25 protein-coding genes are annotated in these 20055 nt (G+C 51.1%); 2 read left to right on the plus strand and 23 right to left on the minus strand.

Annotated features, from left to right (window positions below; genetic code table 11):
* Nucleotides 1-111: 111 nt before the first annotated feature.
* The 11 genes from HMPREF1141_RS10935 to HMPREF1141_RS10985 all read right to left on the minus strand — a co-directional run bounded on the left by HMPREF1141_RS10935 (nt 112) and on the right by HMPREF1141_RS10985 (nt 9367).
* A complete protein-coding gene (locus HMPREF1141_RS10935) occupies nt 112-483 on the minus strand; it encodes a YraN family protein (RefSeq protein ID WP_009063742.1) in 372 nt (123 codons plus the stop codon).
* A complete protein-coding gene (locus tag HMPREF1141_RS10940; RefSeq protein WP_009063902.1) occupies nt 476-1093 on the minus strand; it encodes a ribonuclease HII in 618 nt (205 codons plus the stop codon). The genes HMPREF1141_RS10935 and HMPREF1141_RS10940 overlap by 8 nt, the downstream gene beginning before the upstream one ends.
* A complete protein-coding gene (ylqF, locus tag HMPREF1141_RS10945; protein ID WP_009063863.1) occupies nt 1090-1959 on the minus strand; it encodes a ribosome biogenesis GTPase YlqF in 870 nt (289 codons plus the stop codon). The genes HMPREF1141_RS10940 and ylqF overlap by 4 nt, the downstream gene beginning before the upstream one ends.
* Nucleotides 1956-2597 carry a signal peptidase I gene (lepB, locus tag HMPREF1141_RS10950; RefSeq protein WP_009064307.1) on the minus strand — a complete coding sequence of 214 codons (642 nt, stop codon included), beginning with the start codon at nt 2595-2597 and terminating at the stop codon, nt 1956-1958. The genes ylqF and lepB overlap by 4 nt, the downstream gene beginning before the upstream one ends.
* 131 nt (nt 2598-2728) lie before the next feature.
* On the minus strand, nt 2729-3073 hold the full coding sequence (gene rplS / locus HMPREF1141_RS10955) for a 50S ribosomal protein L19 (RefSeq protein WP_009063527.1): 345 nt from the start codon (nt 3071-3073) through the stop codon (nt 2729-2731).
* Nucleotides 3074-3339: 266 nt separating this feature from the next.
* Nucleotides 3340-3816: a 23S rRNA (pseudouridine(1915)-N(3))-methyltransferase RlmH gene (rlmH, locus tag HMPREF1141_RS10960; protein WP_009063749.1), complete on the minus strand. Its 477-nt coding sequence runs from the start codon at nt 3814-3816 to the stop codon at nt 3340-3342.
* Nucleotides 3817-3927: 111 nt separating this feature from the next.
* The gene (locus tag HMPREF1141_RS10965; protein WP_009063972.1) at nt 3928-4722 is read right to left on the minus strand and encodes an MBL fold metallo-hydrolase; all 795 of its coding nucleotides are present in this window, start codon (nt 4720-4722) and stop codon (nt 3928-3930) included.
* An 81-nt stretch (nt 4723-4803) separates the two neighbouring features.
* Entirely contained in the window at nt 4804-6087 is a 1284-nt protein-coding gene (locus tag HMPREF1141_RS10970) for a UDP-N-acetylglucosamine 1-carboxyvinyltransferase (RefSeq protein WP_009063789.1), read from the minus strand.
* 309 nt (nt 6088-6396) lie between these two features.
* Nucleotides 6397-8091 carry a peptidoglycan DD-metalloendopeptidase family protein gene (locus tag HMPREF1141_RS10975; RefSeq protein WP_009064326.1) on the minus strand — a complete coding sequence of 565 codons (1695 nt, stop codon included), beginning with the start codon at nt 8089-8091 and terminating at the stop codon, nt 6397-6399.
* A 153-nt stretch (nt 8092-8244) separates the two neighbouring features.
* Nucleotides 8245-8703, minus strand: coding sequence for an S-ribosylhomocysteine lyase (locus tag HMPREF1141_RS10980; RefSeq protein WP_009063595.1), 459 nt, complete (start codon nt 8701-8703; stop codon nt 8245-8247).
* 247 nt (nt 8704-8950) lie between these two features.
* A complete protein-coding gene (locus tag HMPREF1141_RS10985) occupies nt 8951-9367 on the minus strand; it encodes a hypothetical protein (protein ID WP_009064196.1) in 417 nt (138 codons plus the stop codon).
* A gap of 126 nt (nt 9368-9493) precedes the next feature.
* Between HMPREF1141_RS10985 and HMPREF1141_RS17570 the strand changes: the two genes are divergently transcribed.
* Nucleotides 9494-9655: a hypothetical protein gene (locus HMPREF1141_RS17570; RefSeq protein ID WP_009063668.1), complete on the plus strand. Its 162-nt coding sequence runs from the start codon at nt 9494-9496 to the stop codon at nt 9653-9655.
* Between the two features lie 137 nt (nt 9656-9792).
* On the opposite strand, the gene HMPREF1141_RS10990 is transcribed toward HMPREF1141_RS17570, so the two are convergent.
* The 6 genes from HMPREF1141_RS10990 to HMPREF1141_RS11015 form a co-directional block, all read right to left on the minus strand.
* On the minus strand, nt 9793-10527 hold the full coding sequence (locus HMPREF1141_RS10990; RefSeq protein ID WP_009063983.1) for an amino acid ABC transporter ATP-binding protein: 735 nt from the start codon (nt 10525-10527) through the stop codon (nt 9793-9795).
* On the minus strand, nt 10514-11272 hold the full coding sequence (locus tag HMPREF1141_RS10995; protein ID WP_009064185.1) for an amino acid ABC transporter permease: 759 nt from the start codon (nt 11270-11272) through the stop codon (nt 10514-10516). The genes HMPREF1141_RS10990 and HMPREF1141_RS10995 overlap by 14 nt, the downstream gene beginning before the upstream one ends.
* A gap of 83 nt (nt 11273-11355) precedes the next feature.
* Complete coding sequence (locus HMPREF1141_RS11000; protein ID WP_009063653.1) at nt 11356-12192, minus strand: transporter substrate-binding domain-containing protein; 837 nt, start codon at nt 12190-12192, stop codon at nt 11356-11358.
* 153 nt (nt 12193-12345) lie between these two features.
* Nucleotides 12346-13227 carry an RluA family pseudouridine synthase gene (locus HMPREF1141_RS11005; protein ID WP_009063903.1) on the minus strand — a complete coding sequence of 294 codons (882 nt, stop codon included), beginning with the start codon at nt 13225-13227 and terminating at the stop codon, nt 12346-12348.
* Nucleotides 13228-13304: 77 nt separating this feature from the next.
* Nucleotides 13305-14372 (minus strand): branched-chain amino acid aminotransferase, encoded by a 1068-nt coding sequence (locus HMPREF1141_RS11010; RefSeq protein ID WP_035316918.1) that lies wholly within the window; start codon nt 14370-14372, stop codon nt 13305-13307.
* A 106-nt stretch (nt 14373-14478) separates the two neighbouring features.
* A complete protein-coding gene (locus HMPREF1141_RS11015) occupies nt 14479-15816 on the minus strand; it encodes an RsmB/NOP family class I SAM-dependent RNA methyltransferase (protein ID WP_009063600.1) in 1338 nt (445 codons plus the stop codon).
* A gap of 77 nt (nt 15817-15893) precedes the next feature.
* On the opposite strand from HMPREF1141_RS11015, the gene HMPREF1141_RS11020 reads away from it, so the two are divergent.
* On the plus strand, nt 15894-16097 hold the full coding sequence (locus HMPREF1141_RS11020; RefSeq protein ID WP_009063482.1) for a hypothetical protein: 204 nt from the start codon (nt 15894-15896) through the stop codon (nt 16095-16097).
* 87 nt (nt 16098-16184) lie between these two features.
* On the opposite strand, the gene HMPREF1141_RS11025 is transcribed toward HMPREF1141_RS11020, so the two are convergent.
* The 6 genes from HMPREF1141_RS11025 to rplU form a co-directional block, all read right to left on the minus strand.
* On the minus strand, nt 16185-17111 hold the full coding sequence (locus HMPREF1141_RS11025) for a YitT family protein (RefSeq protein ID WP_009063840.1): 927 nt from the start codon (nt 17109-17111) through the stop codon (nt 16185-16187).
* Between the two features lie 11 nt (nt 17112-17122).
* Nucleotides 17123-17515, minus strand: a complete 393-nt coding sequence (locus tag HMPREF1141_RS11030) for a ribonuclease III domain-containing protein (RefSeq protein WP_009063963.1) — start codon at nt 17513-17515, stop codon at nt 17123-17125.
* Between the two features lie 12 nt (nt 17516-17527).
* Nucleotides 17528-18799: a GTPase ObgE gene (gene obgE / locus HMPREF1141_RS11035; RefSeq protein WP_009063710.1), complete on the minus strand. Its 1272-nt coding sequence runs from the start codon at nt 18797-18799 to the stop codon at nt 17528-17530.
* Nucleotides 18800-19069: 270 nt separating this feature from the next.
* On the minus strand, nt 19070-19354 hold the full coding sequence (gene rpmA, locus HMPREF1141_RS11040; protein WP_009063459.1) for a 50S ribosomal protein L27: 285 nt from the start codon (nt 19352-19354) through the stop codon (nt 19070-19072).
* 4 nt (nt 19355-19358) lie between these two features.
* Nucleotides 19359-19679 carry a ribosomal-processing cysteine protease Prp gene (locus HMPREF1141_RS11045; protein WP_009064032.1) on the minus strand — a complete coding sequence of 107 codons (321 nt, stop codon included), beginning with the start codon at nt 19677-19679 and terminating at the stop codon, nt 19359-19361.
* 2 nt (nt 19680-19681) lie between these two features.
* Nucleotides 19682-19990 (minus strand): 50S ribosomal protein L21, encoded by a 309-nt coding sequence (gene rplU / locus HMPREF1141_RS11050; RefSeq protein ID WP_009063990.1) that lies wholly within the window; start codon nt 19988-19990, stop codon nt 19682-19684.
* Nucleotides 19991-20055 lie beyond the last annotated feature (65 nt).

Below are 20055 nucleotides of genomic sequence, written 5' to 3' on the forward strand. Positions count from 1 at the left end.
TCAAAGAATTCCGAGAAATTGAGAACGGCAGCGGCACAGAATTTCATTTCAGAAAAAAGCCTCTCTTTTCCATACAAAAATCTATGGACCAAAGAGGGTTTTCTCGTATTTTTATGCAAAGCAGCCTTCTGCGTCAAAGGCGTTTTCAAAATACTCAGTCAAAACGACCTGTTCCGCTTCATCTGTGCGCACCACGGCAACATCAAATCGCGGCTGCAGCCCGGAATCATGTTCCGAAAGGTACTGCGAGGCGGTCAGAATCAGCTTTCGCCGTTTTGACGCGGTCACAGCTTCCTGCGGAACGCCAAAACAGCGCTTTCCGCGGGTTTTGACCTCTACAAAGACCAGATAACCGCCGTCCTGCGCAATGATGTCGATCTCGCCGAAGCGGGAGTGATAATTGCGGCACAGAATCCGGCAGCCGCGCTGCTCCAACAAATCCGCAACATACGTCTCGCCTGTTTTTCCGGAGTGATTATCCAACGAAACCCTCTCCCAGAATTTTTTTCAAAAAGCTTCTTCGATGCACGGGACAAGGGCCATGTTTCAGCAGAAGCTCTCTGTGCAGCGCGGTGCCATATCCCTTGTGCTTTTGAAACTGATATTCCGGATACAGCTTATCAATCTCGGTCATCAGCCGGTCACGGCTGACCTTGGCCAGAATCGAAGCCGCCGCGATACTCGCGCTCTGCGCGTCGCCCTTGATGATCAAAGTAGTGGGCACCGGCAGATGCGGGTCGCGGTTGCCGTCCACCAAAGCGCAGTCCGAGGGAACCGACAAGCCGGAAAAGGCGCGGTTCATCGCAAGAAAGGTCGCCTGCAAAATATTGATGCTGTCGATCTCCTGCTCCGTGGCAAATGCAATGGAATACGAAACCGCCTGCTGCTGAATCTGGTCAAAGAGAAGCTCTCTCTTTTTTTCACTGAGCTTTTTGGAATCGTTCAGGCCATCGATTTCGCAGTGCTGCGGCAAAATCACCGCGGCGGCGAATACCGGGCCGGCCAAGGGCCCCCGGCCTGCCTCGTCAATACCGCAAACAGCCGAAAAGCCCTGCTTCTGCACGCCGCATTCATAGGCATACCAATCCATCATTTCTGCACCTGCTCCAGCGTGACGCGTCCAAGCTTCGCACCGCGGAATTCATCCAGCACGGTAATGGCCGCGCGCTCGGTATCCACTTCCCCGCCGGAAATCAGCATGCCGCGTTTTTTGGCGATCAGCGCAAGCACCTCGTGGCCTTTCATTCCGGTGAAATCCACATCCTGAAGCTTATACCGCTCTTTCAGCGGCGCCGGGTAGGACACGCACAGAACTTCCAGCAGACGGGCGGCCAGATGCTCGGTATCCACCACATCGTCCTTCACCGCGCCTGTAAAGGCCAGACGCTCCCCCACCAGGGGGTCTTCAAATTTGGGCCAGAGAACACCGGGAGTATCCAGAAGCTCAAAGCCGCCGCCCAGCGTAAACCACTGGTTGTTGCGGGTAACGCCGGGCCTGTCCTCCACATTGGCTTTCCCTCCGTGAGAAAGCTTATTGATAAACGAGGATTTCCCCACGTTCGGCACACCCACCACCATCACGCGGACGGGGCGGCCCACCATGCCCTTTGCTCTCCACGCCGCGATGCGGTCAGAAAGAACATCGCGCACCAGCGGGAAAAAGGCTTTCAGATTTTTGCCCGAGCGGCTATCCAGCGCAACAGCGGAAATCCCCTGCGACTGGTAGAAGCGGATCCAGCGCTCGGTCTGCGCAGAATCCGCCAAATCGGACTTATTCATTAAAATGACCCGCGGCTTATTCTGGATCAGGCTGTCCAACACAGGATTTCTGCTGCTGACCGGAACGCGGGCGTCGATCATCTCCGCCGCAATATCCACCAGCTTGAGGCTTTTTTCAATTTGTCGCTTTGTCCGGGTCATATGCCCCGGATACCAATGAACCGATTGTGGCTCGCTCATGATCCAATCCTTCCAAACCGGGAAACCGGGAACAAAACCAATTCCGCTTTCCCTAAAATATATCGTTCATCCACCATGCCGACCGCCTCAAAGCGGCTGTCTTCCGAAACCTCGCGATTGTCACCGAGAACAAAGATATGCCCGGCAGGAACTGTCTGCGGGAATTGCAGCAGCGATTCCGACGTCATCGGCTCGTGCGTGATTCCGTTTTCAATATAGGTAGATTCATCCAGCTCTTTTCCGTCCACAGAAACCGTACCGGTAATGTAGTCAATATCCACTGTCTGCCCCGGCAGCGCGATCACGCGCTTGACGATCGGCTTTGTCAGGCCGATGGTACGCTTCAGCACAACCACATCGCCCTGCTTCGGCTGATAAAAATAGCTGGAGACCACAATTCTGTCTCCACTATAAAGATTCGGCAGCATAGAGGTACCGTCCACCGTTACCACACGGAACAAAAAGGTAAACAGAATGACTACGGCGACCAGCGCCATGACCAGAGAATCCACCCATTCAAAACAGCTTACGGTAAACGCACTGGGATGAGGAGACGGATCATTCGGGTCCGAATCATTCTGCTGCAGCTCTGATTCCGGTGCGGTCTGCACCAATGGGTTCTTTTCTTCCTCTTGCAACGGACGAGCGCCTCCTTTTCGCGAATAGCAAAAAAGGGACAATCAATGTCCCTTTCTAGCCGTTGAAGGCTGTGTGGAACCTCCCCCCACAGCCTTTTGAAATCCAAATATAACGGGAGTGGTTCGCCCGATTAGCGAATCTGCTCCTTCACCTTGGCAGCCTTACCAACTCTGTCACGCAGGTAGTACAGCTTCGCACGGCGTACACGGCCCTTGCGCACAATGGCAACATCCTTCACGTTGGGGGAATGGATCGGGAAAACTCTCTCCACGCCTACGCCATAGGATACACGTCTGACAGTAAAGGTTTCGGTAATGCCGCTGCCTTTACGGGCGATTACGGTGCCCTCAAACAGCTGAATTCTCTCTCTTTCACCTTCACGGATATTTACGCTGACCTTAACGGTATCGCCGATTCCAAACTTCGGCAGCTCGGTCTTTGCAGATTCCTGAGCAATTAATTTTAAAGCATCCATTCTTTTTCCTCCTAAAATATCAGACATTCATGCAATGCAGAGGACTGTCCGCTTCAATGTCACGGGAACTCCCGGGCATTGAACCCCGCCGGAAAGGCCAACGGTATCCAAATGCCCATATATCATACCATAACACGGTAAAAACTGCAAGATTTTTTTCAAAATTCCCGAAGCAAATGACTCCGATTTTCCTGTTATAAAATGAAAGATTCCTTTTTCGTCTTTCTCTTCGCAAAAAGGATGGCGAATGAAGGGCGATTTTGAGATTATTTATGATATTTTCCGTTGCTGTTGATCTGAAACGCCCGGTAAATCTGTTCGCACAGCATTACCCTGGCAAGCTGATGGGGAAATGTCATCGGCGACATGGAAAGCCGCAGCGCACTTTTCTCTTTCACCTCGTCAGAAAGCCCGAACGAGCTGCCGATGATAAATGTAAATGCGCTGGCTCCGCCCACCGCACGGCGCTCGATCTCTGCCGCAAGCTGCGGCGACGAAAGGAGTTTGCCCTCAATGCACAGGGATATCACAGCACCCTGCGCCAGAGAAAGCAAATGTTCCCCTTCTTTTTTAAGGGCCGCCTGAATCTGCGCCTCAGAGGGAGCATCCGGCAGACGCTCCTCCGCGATCTCGGTGATGGAAAAGCGGCAGAAAGCACCCAGACGCTTTGCGTATTCCTCACAAGCCGACTGCAGGTATTTTTCCTTCAGCTTGCCGACACATAAGATTTGAATCGTTACCATATGATCTCCTGATCCTGAAAGCTCATTTCAAGCCGTCAGGAAAGCTGATTTCTGCGCTGTTGCCCAACAAGCTAATTTCTCCCTGCCGAAAGCGGGGAGAAACATTTCAGGCTAAAACAGCAGAATCTTCCCCGTTTGATTTTCTCTTGGTGCAACCGTCAGCTCAAAATCGATCTGCTGCTGCATTCCGGCCATTTTCAGCGCACACAGAGAGGTCTGGTACGCAATATCCGGCGTGTTGTTCTCCGTGCTCAGGTGAGCCAGCACAAAACGTGTCGTCCCCGTTTCGGCCAGATGCGGCAGCATACTGGAGCAGACCTCATTCGATAAATGCCCCACATCAGACAAAATCCGGCGCTTTAAATAATAAGGATAAGGGCCGTTCTGCAGCATCCCCACATCGTGGTTTGATTCCAGCACCACCAGATCACTGTTTTCCAGCTCCCGACGAACCTCGTCGGATATGTACCCCAAATCTGTTGCAAGGGTAAATGTTCTGTCATCGCCCGTGTGGACGCGGTACCCAAAGCCCTCGGCACAGTCGTGCGAAATCGGGAACGGGCGAATCATCATTTCGGCACATTCCGTTCCGCGTTCCTCCGCCACACAGCAACTCATTTTCGCGGTGAGCTCACCAGCCTCTTCCAAGGCCAGGAGCGTCCCGGCGGAGGCGTAAACCGGGATACGATTCTTTTCCGAAAACACACGCAGGCCTTTTACGTGATCCGTATGCTCGTGCGTAATAAAAATCCCCTTAACAGCCTCAATGGGAATTTCACAGCTTTCGAGCATCTTCGTGATCTGTCGGGCGCTTCGGCCCACGTCGATCAGAATTCCCGCGTCACGGCTGCCGATATAAAAACTGTTTCCGCTGCTGCCGCTGAACAGCGGGCAAAACCTTGCCATAGCATGCTCCTTCACTGACAAAAATGGTTCAGGCCGGCCATACTTACCGGGACCTGAACCTTTGTGACTACTTTATTCGTTTCAGACCGCCTGCGCCACCGAAGGGTCCGGCACATGAACCCGTTTGATGTCTGCGCCCAAAGCCAGAAGCTTTTTCTCTACATCCTCATACCCGCGCTCAATGTGCTGAATATCCTCTACCTGGCTGACGCCGTGCGCACACAAAGCCGCGATCAGCATGGCAGCGCCGGCACGAAGATCCGTAGCCCTTACCGGAGCGGCATTCAGGTGATCAACACCTTCCACTACCGCCAGCTTGCCGTCGACGGAAATCTGAGCGCCCATGCGCTTGAGCTCCTCCACATAACGGAAGCGATTGTCCCATACGCTTTCATTGATAATGCTTGTTCCGTGGGCAATCGAAAGCACAACCGCAATCTGCGGCTGCATATCGGTCGGGAAGCCCGGGTGAGGCATCGTTTTAATATTGCAGCGATTCAGAGGCTGATTGCGTTTGATCCGGATGGAATCATCGTATTCTTCCACAGTAACGCCCATTTCCTCCAGCTTGGCAGAAATGGATTCGAGATGCTTCGGAATCACGTTTTTGATCAGCACGTCGCCGCCGGTAGCCGCAGCCGCGGCCATATACGTTCCGGCTTCAATCTGATCCGGAATAATGGAGTAGGTTGTCCCTTTGAGGTGCTCGACACCGTAGATTTTGATCACATCGGTGCCCGCACCGCGGACATCTGCCCCCATCGAGTTTAAAAAGTTCGCCAAATCGACAATATGAGGCTCTTTGGCGGCGTTTTCAATTACCGTCGTACCCTTGGCCCGTACGGCCGCCAGCATAATATTAACCGTCGCACCGACCGAAACTACGTCCATGTAAATATTGTTCCCGATAAGCTCTTTCGCGGAAACGTCCACCATGCCGCCTTCCAGCGCATAGGTTGCGCCAAGCGCCCCAAACCCCTTTAAATGCTGATCAATCGGACGTACGCCGAAATCGCAGCCGCCGGGCATGCTGACCACCGCGTGGCGGAACCGGCCGAGCAAAGCGCCCAGCAGATAGTACGAGCCGCGGATATGCCGGGCCAGCTCATACGAAGCCACACAGGTATGAATCGGCCTTGGGTCGATTTCAATGGTAGAAGAGTTGATTTTTCGAATCTTAGCCCCCATATCGTACAAAATTCGGGTAATTGCTGTAACATCGGTTATATTGGGAATGTTTTCAATTCTGCAAATATCATCCGCCATAATAGCTGCCGGAATAATGGCAATAGCGGCGTTCTTAGCGCCACTCACGATTACTTCACCGGTCAGCCGATTGCCACCGGTAATCACAAATTTATCCAACGCGGCACGCTCCAATCATTATAATAACAGGTAGTATTGTCATGAAATTCAAAGGATAACTGTAATATTGTCAAAACAAAAAAATTGTCAGTAAAATTCAATTGAAAAGTCGTTTCTGAAATAAGAGAAAATCATCCTGTTTTTGTCAGAAAAAGAAGCTAAAATCAGTTTCTTTCAAAGCTATTTTGTACTTCTAAGATGATAATACACCAAGGAAAAAAAGTCAATAAAATCCCTAAATTTATCGATTCTGCGCAAAGAAATAAAAAAAGCATTTCGGTTTTATGCGAAATGCTTTTTCGTTCTTTCTCAGCGGCTCACATACAGCAACGGATTCACTTTTTGGCCATTTTTAATTACCTCAAAATGCAGGTGAGCACCGGTGGAATCTCCTGTGCTGCCGATCAGCGCGATGGGCTGGCCCTTTGAAACCCTTTGCCCAGAGGAAACCAGAATCTTGCTGGTGTGACCGTACAGAGTAGAAATGCCGTTTCCATGGTTGATCTGCAGATGATATCCGTATCCACTGGAGCTGTATTTGACATAAGAAACCACGCCGCCGTCTGCCGCCACAATGGTTTTGCCGTAAGAATTACCGCCGGAAATGTCGATACCGGTGTGCATTCTGCCCCAGCGATAAGCAAAGTAGCTGGTGATATTGCGGATGGAAGGCACAGGCCACATCAGAGACCCGCTGCTCTCGCCAGAACCGCTGTACTGCGGACGCTTTTTTGTACCGGTCACAACCTTTTTGTCCACAGCCTCGGTAACAACACGCTTGCTGAGCGTTGTGCGCGAGGTTTCAATCCCGTTGACATAGGTGACCTCTTCTGTAATTTCCTGAACGCCCTCCTGACCCTGTGTTACGATTTTGGAATAATCCGTATACTGGCTGTCATCCTTCTCTGTAACGGTTTTATAGGGCAAAGAGGTTGTCCGGGTTTCTTTTTTCACTACTTTTACATGCAGCAGGGTCTGTGGAGTCTGTACGTTCAGCTGCATGCCAATTTTCAAATCGTCGCCGACCCGATTATTATTCAGGCGGTTCAGTTCCGATAACGTAAGGTTGTACTGCCTCGCGATCGAGGTGGCGGTATCGCCGTCTTTTACCGTATACACCGCCGCAGCCTGCTCAGAACCGGTCAGCTTTTCGGCCATATTCTCGGCGCTGATAATGCTGGCAGTCGGGAACAATCCGTTGATGGTTTCCACATCCTCGGAAAAAGAAACCTTTGCCGCCTGATCACCGGCTTTCGCAGTGTTGAGAATGTTCTGCAAAAGATATGTCATGTCCGCACTGCTTTTCACCGCGCCGATCAGTTCCCCGTCAACATATAATCCGCTGCCCTCTTCAATGATCCCGTTGGACTGTTGAATCAGGCGGTCGCATAACGTGCTGGCAGCATAAAATCTGCCGCTGTCCATCGCGGTAAGAATAAAGGTGGGTGTGATTTTCAAATTGGCGGAGGCCACGGTGTTGTACACCATGCGCTGATTCACCATTTCTGTCGCTTTTTCAAAAACAGATTCGTCTTTGATCGTCGCAATCTGTTTTCCGTCATAGCTTAAAACCAGACCGTAATCCTGATGATTCCAATAGCTGATGGTACCCAGCAGCAAAAATACGGAACAAACCGGAGCCGCGATGTTCAGCACAGACATCACAAATTTTTTGCGGATCACAAAGTGAAGTCCAACATGCTGAAGACGCCCGATCGCACCTGTGAGGGTCAATCCTTTGGAAAGCTCTTTTAAATGCTCTCCATCTTTTCGAAAATTATCCCAAAACAGGCGGATCTCTTTTTTCAGCTTGAGCAATTGTTTGCCAATGGTTTTCGCATAAATCAATCCGGCCAGCTCCACAGCGGGAGTCATAAAACGGACAAATCTTCTGCGCAGTCTTTTTAAAATCCGGACAGACTGAACCCCGGTGATATATATCATACGGCAGCCAGCGGCGCCGTACCCCTGAATCGAAACTCGATGAAGGGATAATTGTTGCATTCCGTCAGTCCTTCCTTTCGCGCAAGGAAAATTGGTTACAAATTTGTAATGAACTCTTATATGATAATATAAAAATCAAAAATATGCAACCTTTTGGAAGGAATTTACAATTTGGTAAATTTTTCTGGAGGATTCAGGCGAAAGAAAAGAGACTCAGACGGGATAGGTCAGACGCTGTTCCGTCCAGTCTGAAATGACCGGCAGAAAGGCTGCCGCCTCCTGTTTGGCTTCTTCAAGATCGTGCTCCAGATAGTTGCCGCACTCAATGGAGGTGCAGCCGGGAACCTCGCCGGAATAATCCGCGATCTTTGCAAAAATGTCTTTCATCAGGGCAATGGCATCGGAATGCTTCATATCTCTGACAAGAAAATAGAATCCGGTGCGGCATCCCATAGGGCCAAAGTAAATGATCTGGTCACGGAACGCGGAGTTGCGGGCCATCGTCGCAAACAAATGCTCCATTGTATGCATGGCCGGATTCGATAAAAACGGCGGCACATTCGGTTTTCTCAGGCGAACGTCGTATGTGGTGATATCTCCGTCTATGCGGGAAAGGTAAATTCCAGGAGTTAAAATGTCGTGGTTGATCTGAAAGCTTGCAATTTTATCCATGTTAAATCCCTCTTATCAGCAGATTTCAGTTTCAGTCTTGTTTGCAAATGAAAAATCGATGGATTTTCGAGATGAAATTATGCCCGACAAGGAAGCCGCACAGGAATACTTGCCGTATTCCAGGCATTTTTGATACAGACGGACGCAATTTCAGCTGAAACAGGCGAGACTCTTGATTTTACAAACAAGGCCTCACTGTCTCTTGTTTTATTCTACCGTTTTTGCCTGCTCTTTGCAAGCATGCCTTTTAACTTAGCCGGTAATACGGTCTGTCTTCGTCGAAAAACCAATAGCGGATCCAGTCGTCCAGCATAATTCCCACACTGGACAACAGAAACCAAATCACGCTGGATTTCAGGCTGATCTGCCCCAGCAGCTGAAAGCGCAGCTTGGAATAATCCCACACCTGCCACCCCAGCCAAAGATTGACGATACAGCCTGTCAGGAATTCCAGCGCAGTGATCATCAAAGCCGAAATCAGCATTTGAAGCAGCAGCGGCATATCCCAGGAAACAACCTCGTTGATTAGTCCGCACAGGACAAAGCACAGCCCGCCGAGCAGAAACATACTCCAATGAGAATACCCTCTCCACAGCATTTCGAGCCAAAAATAAATCAGGCCGCCGACCAGAAAAAGCAAAATTCCTTTTCCAAACGCTTTCATCAGAATCCCCTCCTGCCCAGATATATTCCGTGCCGCGCGGCAATATGAAAGTGCTGGCGGATGAATATCTGCAGGGGAACTGGAAAATCTACCAAATAGGAATGAACTTTTCAGGAGGCGATTCACATGTTTCAGGCGAATGATCAGGAAATGAACCGATATTTTTCTTCTCTTCCCCATTTTATTCAGGAATCCATCCATCAGTCCAGCGTTGAGATTCATACAATTGATGAGCTGAAAGCGATTGCTGAGAATCTGCAGTCGCAGGAAAGGCAGAACAATTCCTGACCTTTGCAATTCCCATGCAAAACCGAATTTCTCCCCTAAACACAAAAGATGCGCCTTGATGGCTTCAGCAGCCCAATCAAGACGCATTTTTTATACACTGTTTTTGGAATGGAACTGTTTTGCAACAGCCCCATCTATTACAGAACCTTCGAAAGAAAGTCCTGAAGTCTTGCATGCTTCGGGCTCGCGAAGAACTCCTGCGGAGGAGCTTCCTCCAGAACCTGCCCCTGATCCATAAACAGAATCCGGGTGGCGACCTCTCTGGCAAAACCCATTTCATGGGTGACGACGATCATCGTCATACCCTCCTGGGCCAGCTGCTTCATGACCTGCAGAACCTCGCCGACCATTTCAGGGTCCAGCGCGGAGGTGGGCTCGTCAAACAGCATCACTTTCGGCTCCATCGCCAACGAGCGAACGATGGCAATGCGCTGCTTCTGCCCGCCGGAAAGCTGAGCAGGGTATGCCTGTGCCTTATCGGCCAGGCCGACTCGTTCGAGAAGCTGCATGGCCGAACGCTCGGCCTCTTCCTGAGTTTTCAGCTTCAAAGATGTCGGGGCCAGCGTGATGTTCTCCAGAATCGTCAGGTGCGGGAACAGATTGAAGTGCTGAAACACCATTCCCATCTTCTGGCGGAGAAGATTAATGTTGCATTTGGGGTTGGTGATTTCCTCCTCCTCAAACCAGATTTCACCGGAAGTCGGCTGCTCCAAAAGGTTCAGGCAGCGCAGAAAGGTGCTTTTTCCCGAGCCGGACGGCCCGACGATAACTACCTTTTCTCCCTTTTCGATTGTCTGATTGATTCCCATGAGAACGGGAAGATCTCCGCGGGAGGTGTGAAACGTCTTTTCCAGGTTTTTAACGGATATCACTTGCGCTCAGCCTCCTTTCCAGCACGGTGAGGAATCTGGTGAGAATCATGACGATCAACAGATAAACCGCGGCGACCGTTAACAGCGGCGTATACGCGTCGTAGGTAATGCTGCGGATGACATCGCCCGCCTTGGTCAGATCCTGCACACCGATATAACCGGCGACAGAGGTTTCCTTGAGCAGGGAAATGAACTCATTGAAGATAGCAGGAGCCACGTTTTTCAGCGCCTGCGGGAACACGATTTTGATCATCGTGGTTTTCTGATTCAGACCAAGGGAACGCCCCGCCTCGATCTGACCCTTGTCCACAGACTGAATTCCGCTGCGGATGACCTCGGCCACATACGCACCGGAATTGATGCCGAACGCGATGACGGCCGCAACCATTTTATCCGCAGACTGATAAATCACATAATACGTAATCAAAAGCTGAACCACAACAGGGGTTCCGCGAATGACCGTCAGGTAAATGCTGCAAATCGCATTCAGAAAGCGAAATTTTTTCTTATCATTATTATGTGTTACGCGGATGAGGGCAACCAGTGTGCCAAGCACAATACCGATCATCACCGCGAACAGGGTGATCAGCAGTGTGTTCCCCAAACCGGAAACGATATATTTATACCGGTTTTTCACGATAAAAGCATCATAAAAATGCTGCCCCAAATTCATGTACAGATCTTGAAAGAAACGCCCAATATCAAAACCGGCCAGATATTGTGGGTTCAGGATCAGATTCCCCATAGCAACCTCCTTAAATGGGACGAAAAGGCAAAGGAGGGCAGCGGGGAATCCCGCTACCCAGCCCGAAAATCACAGAAGCTCTGTTATGATTCCTGTGCCAGATATTTATCAAAGATTTTCTGCAGATCGCCGCTGTCCTTCAACTCTTTCAAAGTCTCATTGATCAGATCGGTAAGCTCGGTGTTGCCCTTTTTCACGGCAATTGCATACTGCTCACTCGTCAGCATGTCGTCGAGCTTTGCAATTTTATCGCTGTTCTTCTCAACGTATTTCTGAGCCGGGAAATCATCGATAACAACCGCGTCGATTCTGCCGGCGATCAGATCGGAAACAGCATCCATACCCTTGTTGTAACGCTCAACGGAGCCAACCTTGATCTCGCTGGTGCCGTCTTCGTTGGTGCAGTACTTGTCGCCTGTGGTACCGGTCTGCACGCCGACCTTCTTGCCGTCCAGATCTTTGGGTGCCTTAATGTCTCCGCCCTTTTTCACGATGACCGCCTGGCCTGCGTCAAAATAGCTGTCGGAGAAATCAACATTCTTTCTTCTCTCGTCATCAGCAGTCATGCCGGCTGCAACAAAATCCGCTTTGCCGGAGGTGATTTCCGGAATCAGAGAATCGAAAGCAACGTCGTTCACCTTCAGTTCAACGCCAAGCTTATCGGCGATTTTCTGGGAAATTTCAAGATCGATGCCCACAATGCTTTCGCCGTCTTTGTATTCAAACGGCTCAAATTCCGCGTTGGTAGACATGGTGATAAATCCGTTTTTCTTGATCGTATCCAAAGTGCTGGTGCTGACGCCGTTGTTGCTGGAATCAGACGCCGACCCGCTGGAGGTACCGCCGCCGTTGCAGGCGGACATGGACAGCATGGCTGCGGCTGCAAGACAGACCGCTAAAAACTTTACTGATTTTTTCATGGTTCTATCCCTCTTCTATTCAATCTCATTTTTCTCACAGAACTAAAATATGAATGTATTATATCGCATAATTATACATAAATCAAGTCATAAATCTTATAAAAACCAATTTTGTCAGGTTCGTTGTTTTCAAAAGGAATCGTTTTTCAAATTTTATGCAATTGATACATTCAGCTCCTGCAACAGCAGAACAAAATCTTCTGGTATGGGGGCCTGCAAAAAAAGCGCTTCTTTGGTAACGGGATGGATCAGACTGGCCGAAAGGCAATGCAGCGCCTGACGCCCGATTTTATCCAGATGTCCTCCATACAAGTCATCCCCGGAAAGCGGATGAAAAATACTCGACAAATGTACTCGAATCTGATGAGTTCGACCGGTTTCCAGGTGTATTTTCAGAAAAGTAAGGTCATTTTTCGAGCATACGCTCTGCCAGTGGGTGACGGCTGCCTCACCGGAAGGCGAAACCATTCTCTGAATTTTGCTGCCGGGAGCCAGCGCAATCGGCGAATCGATCGTTCCACGTCCCGACAGAACACCTTCGCAGACAGCAATGTATTCTTTTTGTATATTATGGGACAAAGCTGCCGCAATATAGGAATTTTTTGCAATAATTACAATTCCGCTTGTATTTTTATCCAATCGATATACAGGCCGGAACCGGCAGGTCTCCCCTGCCCTGCGCCAATGAAACGCCACCGCATTCGACAGCGTGCCTGAGTCTGAGCCCGGCACGGGATACATCGCCATGCCGGCAGGTTTATTCACTGCCAGCAGATCGGCATCCTCATACAAAACCGAAATCGGCACTTCCGATGGAACGGGAATCTCCTCGTCCTGCGGCAGGTTCAGGCAAACATTGTCCCCTGCATGCAGCAGAGTAATGGCCGTGGCATGTGTTCCGTTGACACAAAGGCCGTTCGGAACCCGCTTGAGTTTTACCAGAAGGCGGGCCGATACACGGCAATACCCGCGCAGAAAGCCCTTCAGGCGGCAGCCTTCATATTCCGCGGGAACCGCAAAAGTCAGTGTGCGCAAAGCATTTTCCCTCCCTCTCATCAAAAAAGCGGCAGCCGAAGCCGCCGCTTTCTGAACATCAGCGAATGACCTGATGATTAATCTACTGCAACTGTCCAGCCGAAGGTATCCGGCAGTTTGCCCCACTGAATACCGGTCATGGTATCGTACAGACGCTGGGACAACGGGCCGATTTTACCGTCGTTGAACTCCATGATCACATCGCCCCACTTGAGGTGACCGATCGGGGAAATTACAGCCGCGGTACCGGTACCGAACGCTTCTTTGAGATTGCCCTCTTTGGCCGCGTCGGCCACTTCCTGAATCGACAGACGACGCTCAGTGACATTCAGGCCCCAGGATTTCAGGATATCGATAGCGGACATACGGGTCACACCGGACAAAATGGAACCCTGCAAAGCGGGAGTGACCACTTCGTCGCCGATCTGGAAGAATACGTTCATGGTGCCGACTTCTTCAATGTATTTGCGCTCCACACCGTCGAGCCACAAAACCTGTGTATAGTTCTGCTTTTCCGCCTCGTCCTGCGCCTTGAGGGACGCCGCGTAGTTGCCGGCGGTCTTTGCAAAGCCCATGCCGCCCTTTACCGCACGCACATAGCCGTCTTCCACATAAATCTTCACCGGGTTCAGGCCTTCGGGATAATATGCGCCGACGGGCGAGCAGATGATGATAAACATGAGGTGATGCGCGGGATGCACGCCCACAACCGGATCAACGCCGATAATAAACGGGCGTATGTATAATGATGTACCGGGAGCAGAAGGCACCCAGTCACGATCTACAGAGACCAGCTTCTTGATTGCTTCCACCGCAAACTGCTCGTCGATCTGCGGAATACAGAGACGTTCGTTCGATACGTTCAAACGCGCCATATTTCTGTCGGGACGAAACAGCAGAATCCGGTTATCGTCCGTACGGTAAGCTTTCATACCCTCAAAAACAGATTGTCCATAATGCAGGCACATGGCGGACGGCTCCAGATTCAGGGGAGCATACGGTACGATTCGGGGATCATGCCAGCCCTCGCCGCTGGTGTAGTCCATAATAAACATATGGTCCGTAAAAGTACGGCCGAATCCCAATTTTGTCTCATCCGCAGGCTTGGCCTTGGGGTGTTGAGTGTGTTCAACTCTGATTTGCATAGTTAGCCCTCCCTGATATTTTATCACTTTAACTCATTGTAACATCATTCATTTTTAAATTCAAGACACCTGTCATCCGCAATCGGACAGAAAAATACACAAAATATCAGGTATGGCTGCGCAGACCTTTTGGATACCGGTTCTTCATTTTACCGGAAGAACACTTGCCGAATCCCGTCATCACACTGTCAACAGCGACCCCCGCATAGCCTTTCAAAGCGGGATCGACCTCCAGCTCTTCCCCGTGCAGATACGCGCGGATCTCCGATGAGCGGGACGAAAAATCCACCGTCTGCCTTAGCTGGTGCGGCAACGATGACAAAAACAGCGCATGCGCCGGCTCGATACGTCCTTTCTGGATTTCACCGAGCATCACGCCGGCACGGATCACCCCAAGGCCGGACAACCCGGGAAGAAACTCTGGCGCAATCAGAATCGAACTGCCGCTTTGAATCAGCGGGCGCGACAGCGGAGTGTTAAAAATCTGGCCGTACAGCGCTTTTGCGTCTGCCTCTGCAGAGAATTTTGCAAAGGGATAGTCCGCCGCACGGCAAGCAGCGGGCGAAGTCCTTCTCATTTTTGCCACAAAGTGCCCGTCTCCGCCGTCCATCGGGAAAACGCGCCGTGCCTGCGGCATTCCGATTCCGGGCCTGCCAAAGGAAACGCCGGAATCCTCCAGAATAAAATCCGGATGCCGGAGCAGAAACGCACGGACGGTTTCTTCGTTTTCTTCCGGTGAAAAGGTGCAGGTAGAATAAACAAGGATTCCGTTTTCCCGCAGGGCGTTTGCGGCGCTGTCCAGAATCAGGCCCTGACGAACCGCGCACGTTTTCACATGCTCCTCGCTCCAATCCTGCACGGCCTGCGCGTCGCGGCGAAACATTCCCTCCCCGGAGCAGGGCGCGTCCACCAGAACACGGTCAAAAAAACCGGAAAGCGTTTCGCACAGCAGCTCGGGATGACACGAGGAAATCACGGCGTTTGAAACACCCATGCGCTCCAGATTGGAAAGCAGCGCCATCGCGCGGGAGCGAACCACCTCGTTCGACCACAGCAGTCCCCTGCCGGCCAGCAAAGCCGCGATTTGCGTGGATTTTCCGCCCGGCGCGGCGCACAGATCGAGGATTTTCTCCCCCGGCTGAGGGCTCAGTATGGTCACGGCGGAAGCCGCGGAAGGCTCCTGCGAATAAAAGGCCCCCGCGTGGTGCAGCGGGATGCTGCCGGGCTTGTCCGCATCCTCGGGAATATAGTAAGAATATGGAGAAAACGGGCTGATTTCGATTGGAAAATCGAGTGCGTTTTTTAGTGTTTTTTCGTCGCATTTGATCGGATTTAATCGAATTCCGCGCATGGAAGGCTGCTCCATACACTTTAAAAAATCGGCGTATTCGTCGCCCAGCAGCGTGTGCATACGGCCCAAAAACGCCGAAGGATATTCGTTCATAAACAGGTCAGCTCCCAAAGATTGTTTGTATATTTCAAAAGGAACGGAAAACAATAATCGCGAAGGGGGTGAAATACTTGGATAAAAATTATGAGAAGAGCACAAACAAGACCCAGAATTCCACCAGCAACTGCAAATCCCAGAGCAGCAACAATAGAACCAACAACTCTACTCAGAACAGCAACTCTACTCAGAGCAACAATAAGACCAGCAATTCCACTCAGCAGAAGAAGGACTCTTCCTCCTACAATAACGTAGAGAACAACAATAACTACCGCTAAACGACTAGTAACATTTTAGAGCAGACGGTTTTGACGAATGGCAAAACCGTCTGCTCTTCCCTTTTTGCGGCTTTCTTTCGAATGTACTTATTGATCTTCGGGCTTCTCGCTTTTATTCAGAAGATCTTTCAGGGTTTTTTCTTCCTTCCTGATCTCTCGGAAGCCCTGCCCGGTGATCTGTCCTGCTTCACCGATAATGATAAAGGCCTTGTGGTCTGTGGAGCGGATCACGTCTGTCATTTTGCTGACCTCATAGCGCCGCACGGCACACAGCAGCACTTCCCCGTCACGGTTGCTGTATACGCCCCTTGATTTCAGGGCCGTAACGCCGCGATCCATCTCAGAGAGGATTTTCGCCGCGATTTCGTCATTCTTTTCCGAAATGATAAAGAGCATTTTGCCGGTACCGGCGTCCGCGCCGTACAGGATCGTATCGATCAGACGGGTGGATACAAAAACGGCGATAAACGCATAAAGGGCGCTTTCCAGACTGCGGTACACAAATCCGGAGAGCAGAATCACCATCGCGTCCACACCCATCATCAGCTGGCCGATGGAAAGTCCGCGCAGCCTTAGTTCCAGTAAACGGGCGATCAGGTCTGTGCCGCCGGTCGTCGCGCCCCGCAGCAGAACCAGGGAAAGCCCGATTCCCTCCAGTACGCCGCCAAAAATTGCGGCGAGCATGTGGTCGCCCTCATACACAGGGAGGTAAGAAGCAAGCGCGTCAATGGTAACGGAACACATCAGGGTAGCCAAAATGGTCTTTCCTACCAAGCGGTATCCCAGCTCCCAGATGGCCCACAGGAACACCGGAACGTTGATGACAAACAGCATGGTTCCGATCGGTGTACCAAAGAGATAATTGAGAACCGTTGCAAGACCGGTAATTCCGCCGGGTGCGATGTGATTCGGTGCGGTAAAACAGTTGACCGAAACCGAAAACAGTACACTGCCGATCAGAAAATACAGGACATCCAAAAAAACAATCTGATTGCGCTTTTTCAAAGCTCCCATACGAAAGCACCTCACTCCTCGCAGATTAAGGCAAAGAATTGACGCAGGCGCGCCAACTCCCCTTTCAAATATAAATATCCAAATAAGGCTTCCAGCGCAGTGGCCGCGTGGTAATCGGCCGGGCTGGAGTTTTTCGGTACATGAGATACTTTTGCGTTTCGTCCCCGGCGGAAAACGGCTTCTTCCTCTTCGGTAAACAAAGGGATCAGCTTTTGCGCCGCCTGTGCCTGCGCACCGCAGCACACCTGGGCCACAGCATTTTTATGCAACGTATTCACCGGGCAGTTTGCCTGGCAGACCAGGCGCTCCCGCACAAACAGTTCGAATACGCCGTCGCCGACAAAGGCAAGGGTCAGGGGACTGAGCTGACGCGGATCGCAGTCTTTCTCTAAAAAGCGTTCCAAAAATCAGGCCCCCTATTCCACAAAATCGAATTCCAGATCATACATACTGACGGTGTCGCCTTCTTCGGCCCCTGCCTCACGCAGGGCGTCGATGACACCGGAACTGATCAGAACACGCTGGAAATATTGCAGGGACTCGTAATCGTCAAAGTTGACGGAGCGCAGCAGCTGAAGCAGCCATTCTCCCTCTACCACAAAGACACCGTCCTGATTGGTAACCGTAAATTTCTCCGCCTGTTCGGGAGTGATTTCGAGCAGCGGCACCGGATCGGGCTCGAAGCGAATCACTGGCGGCAGCTGCGAGAGCTTTTCCTGAATCCGCTTTAAAAGCGGGTCTACCCCATAACGAATGGCAGCCATAATCGGGAAGAACTCATAGCCCTGCTCTTCCACAAAGCGGCGAAACTCCTCGATCTGCTCCTCGGTCGCGAGGTCGCATTTGTTCCCCGCCACGAGCATCGGGCGTTCGGAAAGTTCCCCATTAAACTTTTTCAGCTCACGGTTGATGGTCTCAAAATCTTCTTTGGGATCGCGCCCTTCGCTGCCTGCAACATCTACAATATGCACCAGCAGACGGCAGCGCTCCACGTGACGCAAAAACTGGTGGCCCAGTCCGGCGCCCTCTCCGGCACCTTCAATCAGGCCGGGAATGTCTGCCATAACGAAGGATTGTCCCTCACCCAGAAAGACAACGCCCAAAACCGGCGTAATGGTCGTAAAGTGATAATTCGCAATGTTCGGCTTTGCCTCACTCACGACGGAAACGAGCGTCGATTTTCCAACATTTGGGAAACCGACCAGACCGACATCCGCCAAAAGCTTCAGCTCAAGCTGCACATCGAACGCTTCGCCGGGCTGGCCCGGCTTTGCAAAACGAGGGGTCTGCCGCGTGGGAGTGGCAAAATGGGCATTTCCCCACCCGCCGTTTCCGCCGCGGGCAATGATCTGCGGCTCATCGGTAGACAAGTCCGCGAGCAGACGGCCGCTTTCCAGATCGCGCACCAGAGTTCCCTGCGGCACACGGATCACCAGATCGGGCGCGCCCCTGCCGGAGCATCGTTTCCCCGCGCCGTTCTGCCCGTTCTCGGCAATATACTTGCGTTTATAGCGGAAGTCCGCCAGAGTGGAAAGGTTCTTGTCCACCTGAAACACGACATTTCCGCCGCGGCCGCCATCGCCGCCGTCCGGCCCGCCGGCCGCAACATATTTTTCCCGGTGAAAGCTGACGGCACCGTTGCCGCCGTCGCCGGCCTTCACTTTAACTTTCGCGATATCTACAAACATATGCTTTCCGGCTCCTTATACTATTCCCCTATTTCAAAACGATATATGATATTTTCTCTGTTTTCTCCCCTTCAAAGCAAAGAATAATGGAATGCCGCTTTCAAAAAGAAATCGGCACCTACCATTCGGCTGCTTTTTACGGGAATTGACGATGACAAGGCATCTATAATCGGTCGGAGAACAGTAGGACTGCTCCCGCTTAGTATAGACCTGATCATATCAAAAAATCCCGGGAAAATCCCGGGATTTTGCTTTCAGTTGGTAACTGAATTACTGTTCAACAGCGTATACGCTGACCTTTTTGCGGTCGCGGCCAAGACGCTCGAACTTCACAGTACCGTCAATCAGAGCAAAGAGAGAATCGTCGGAACCTCTGCCCACATTGTTGCCGGGATGAATGTGAGTACCGCGCTGTTTTACCAGAATGTTTCCGGCCAGAACGAACTGACCGTCCGCACGCTTCGCGCCCAGGCGCTTGGATTCGGAATCACGGCCGTTCTTTGTGGAACCGCCGCCCTTCTTATGCGCGAAAAGCTGAATATTTATCTTTAACATAGCTTTACACCTCCGTAAAATTTATCCTGATATTGTCTGGATATTGCTCCTGCAGGCCCATCAAATGGAGCCTGAGTCCTTGCAGCAGGGTTCGGCACAGAAATACCGCTTTTTCAGGAATTCGAAGAGACATGTCGCCCTCCGAAACAGAAAGATCTGCCTTGATCTGAACCACATCGGTAATCGCGTTCGCCACCAGATACGCCGCGGAAGAAACCGCCGCGCACAGAATGTCGGAACCCTCTTCCGCCAATCCGGAATGTCCGGTCATCTGAAATCCCAAAAGCTCGCCGTTCGGCTGCTGCAAAAATAAAACCTGAATCATAATTAAGCGTTAATGGTCTCGATCTGTACCTTTGTGTAAGGCTGACGATGGCCCATCTTGCGCTTTGAGCTCTTCTTCGGCTTATAGGTAAAGACGGTAATTTTTCTCTGCTTGCCGTTCTTCAGCACCTTGCCGGTTACGCTTGCGCCCTCAACAAAGGGAGCTCCCACTTTCAGGCCTTCTTCGCCGCCAAGAGCAACAACTTTAAATTCAACGGTGGCGTCCTGCTCCGCTGCAAGCTTCTCGATATAGATGACATCGCCATACTGTACCTTGTACTGCTTGCCGCCGGTCTCAATTACTGCATACATAAATAGAGTATCCTGCCTTTTTTCAATCTCGCTATCCCAGGCGGATCAAACGATCACTTCAAAAG

It is taken from the genome of Clostridium sp. MSTE9 (assembly GCF_000277625.1).
Classification (GTDB): domain Bacteria; phylum Bacillota; class Clostridia; order Oscillospirales; family Acutalibacteraceae; genus Faecalispora; species Faecalispora jeddahensis.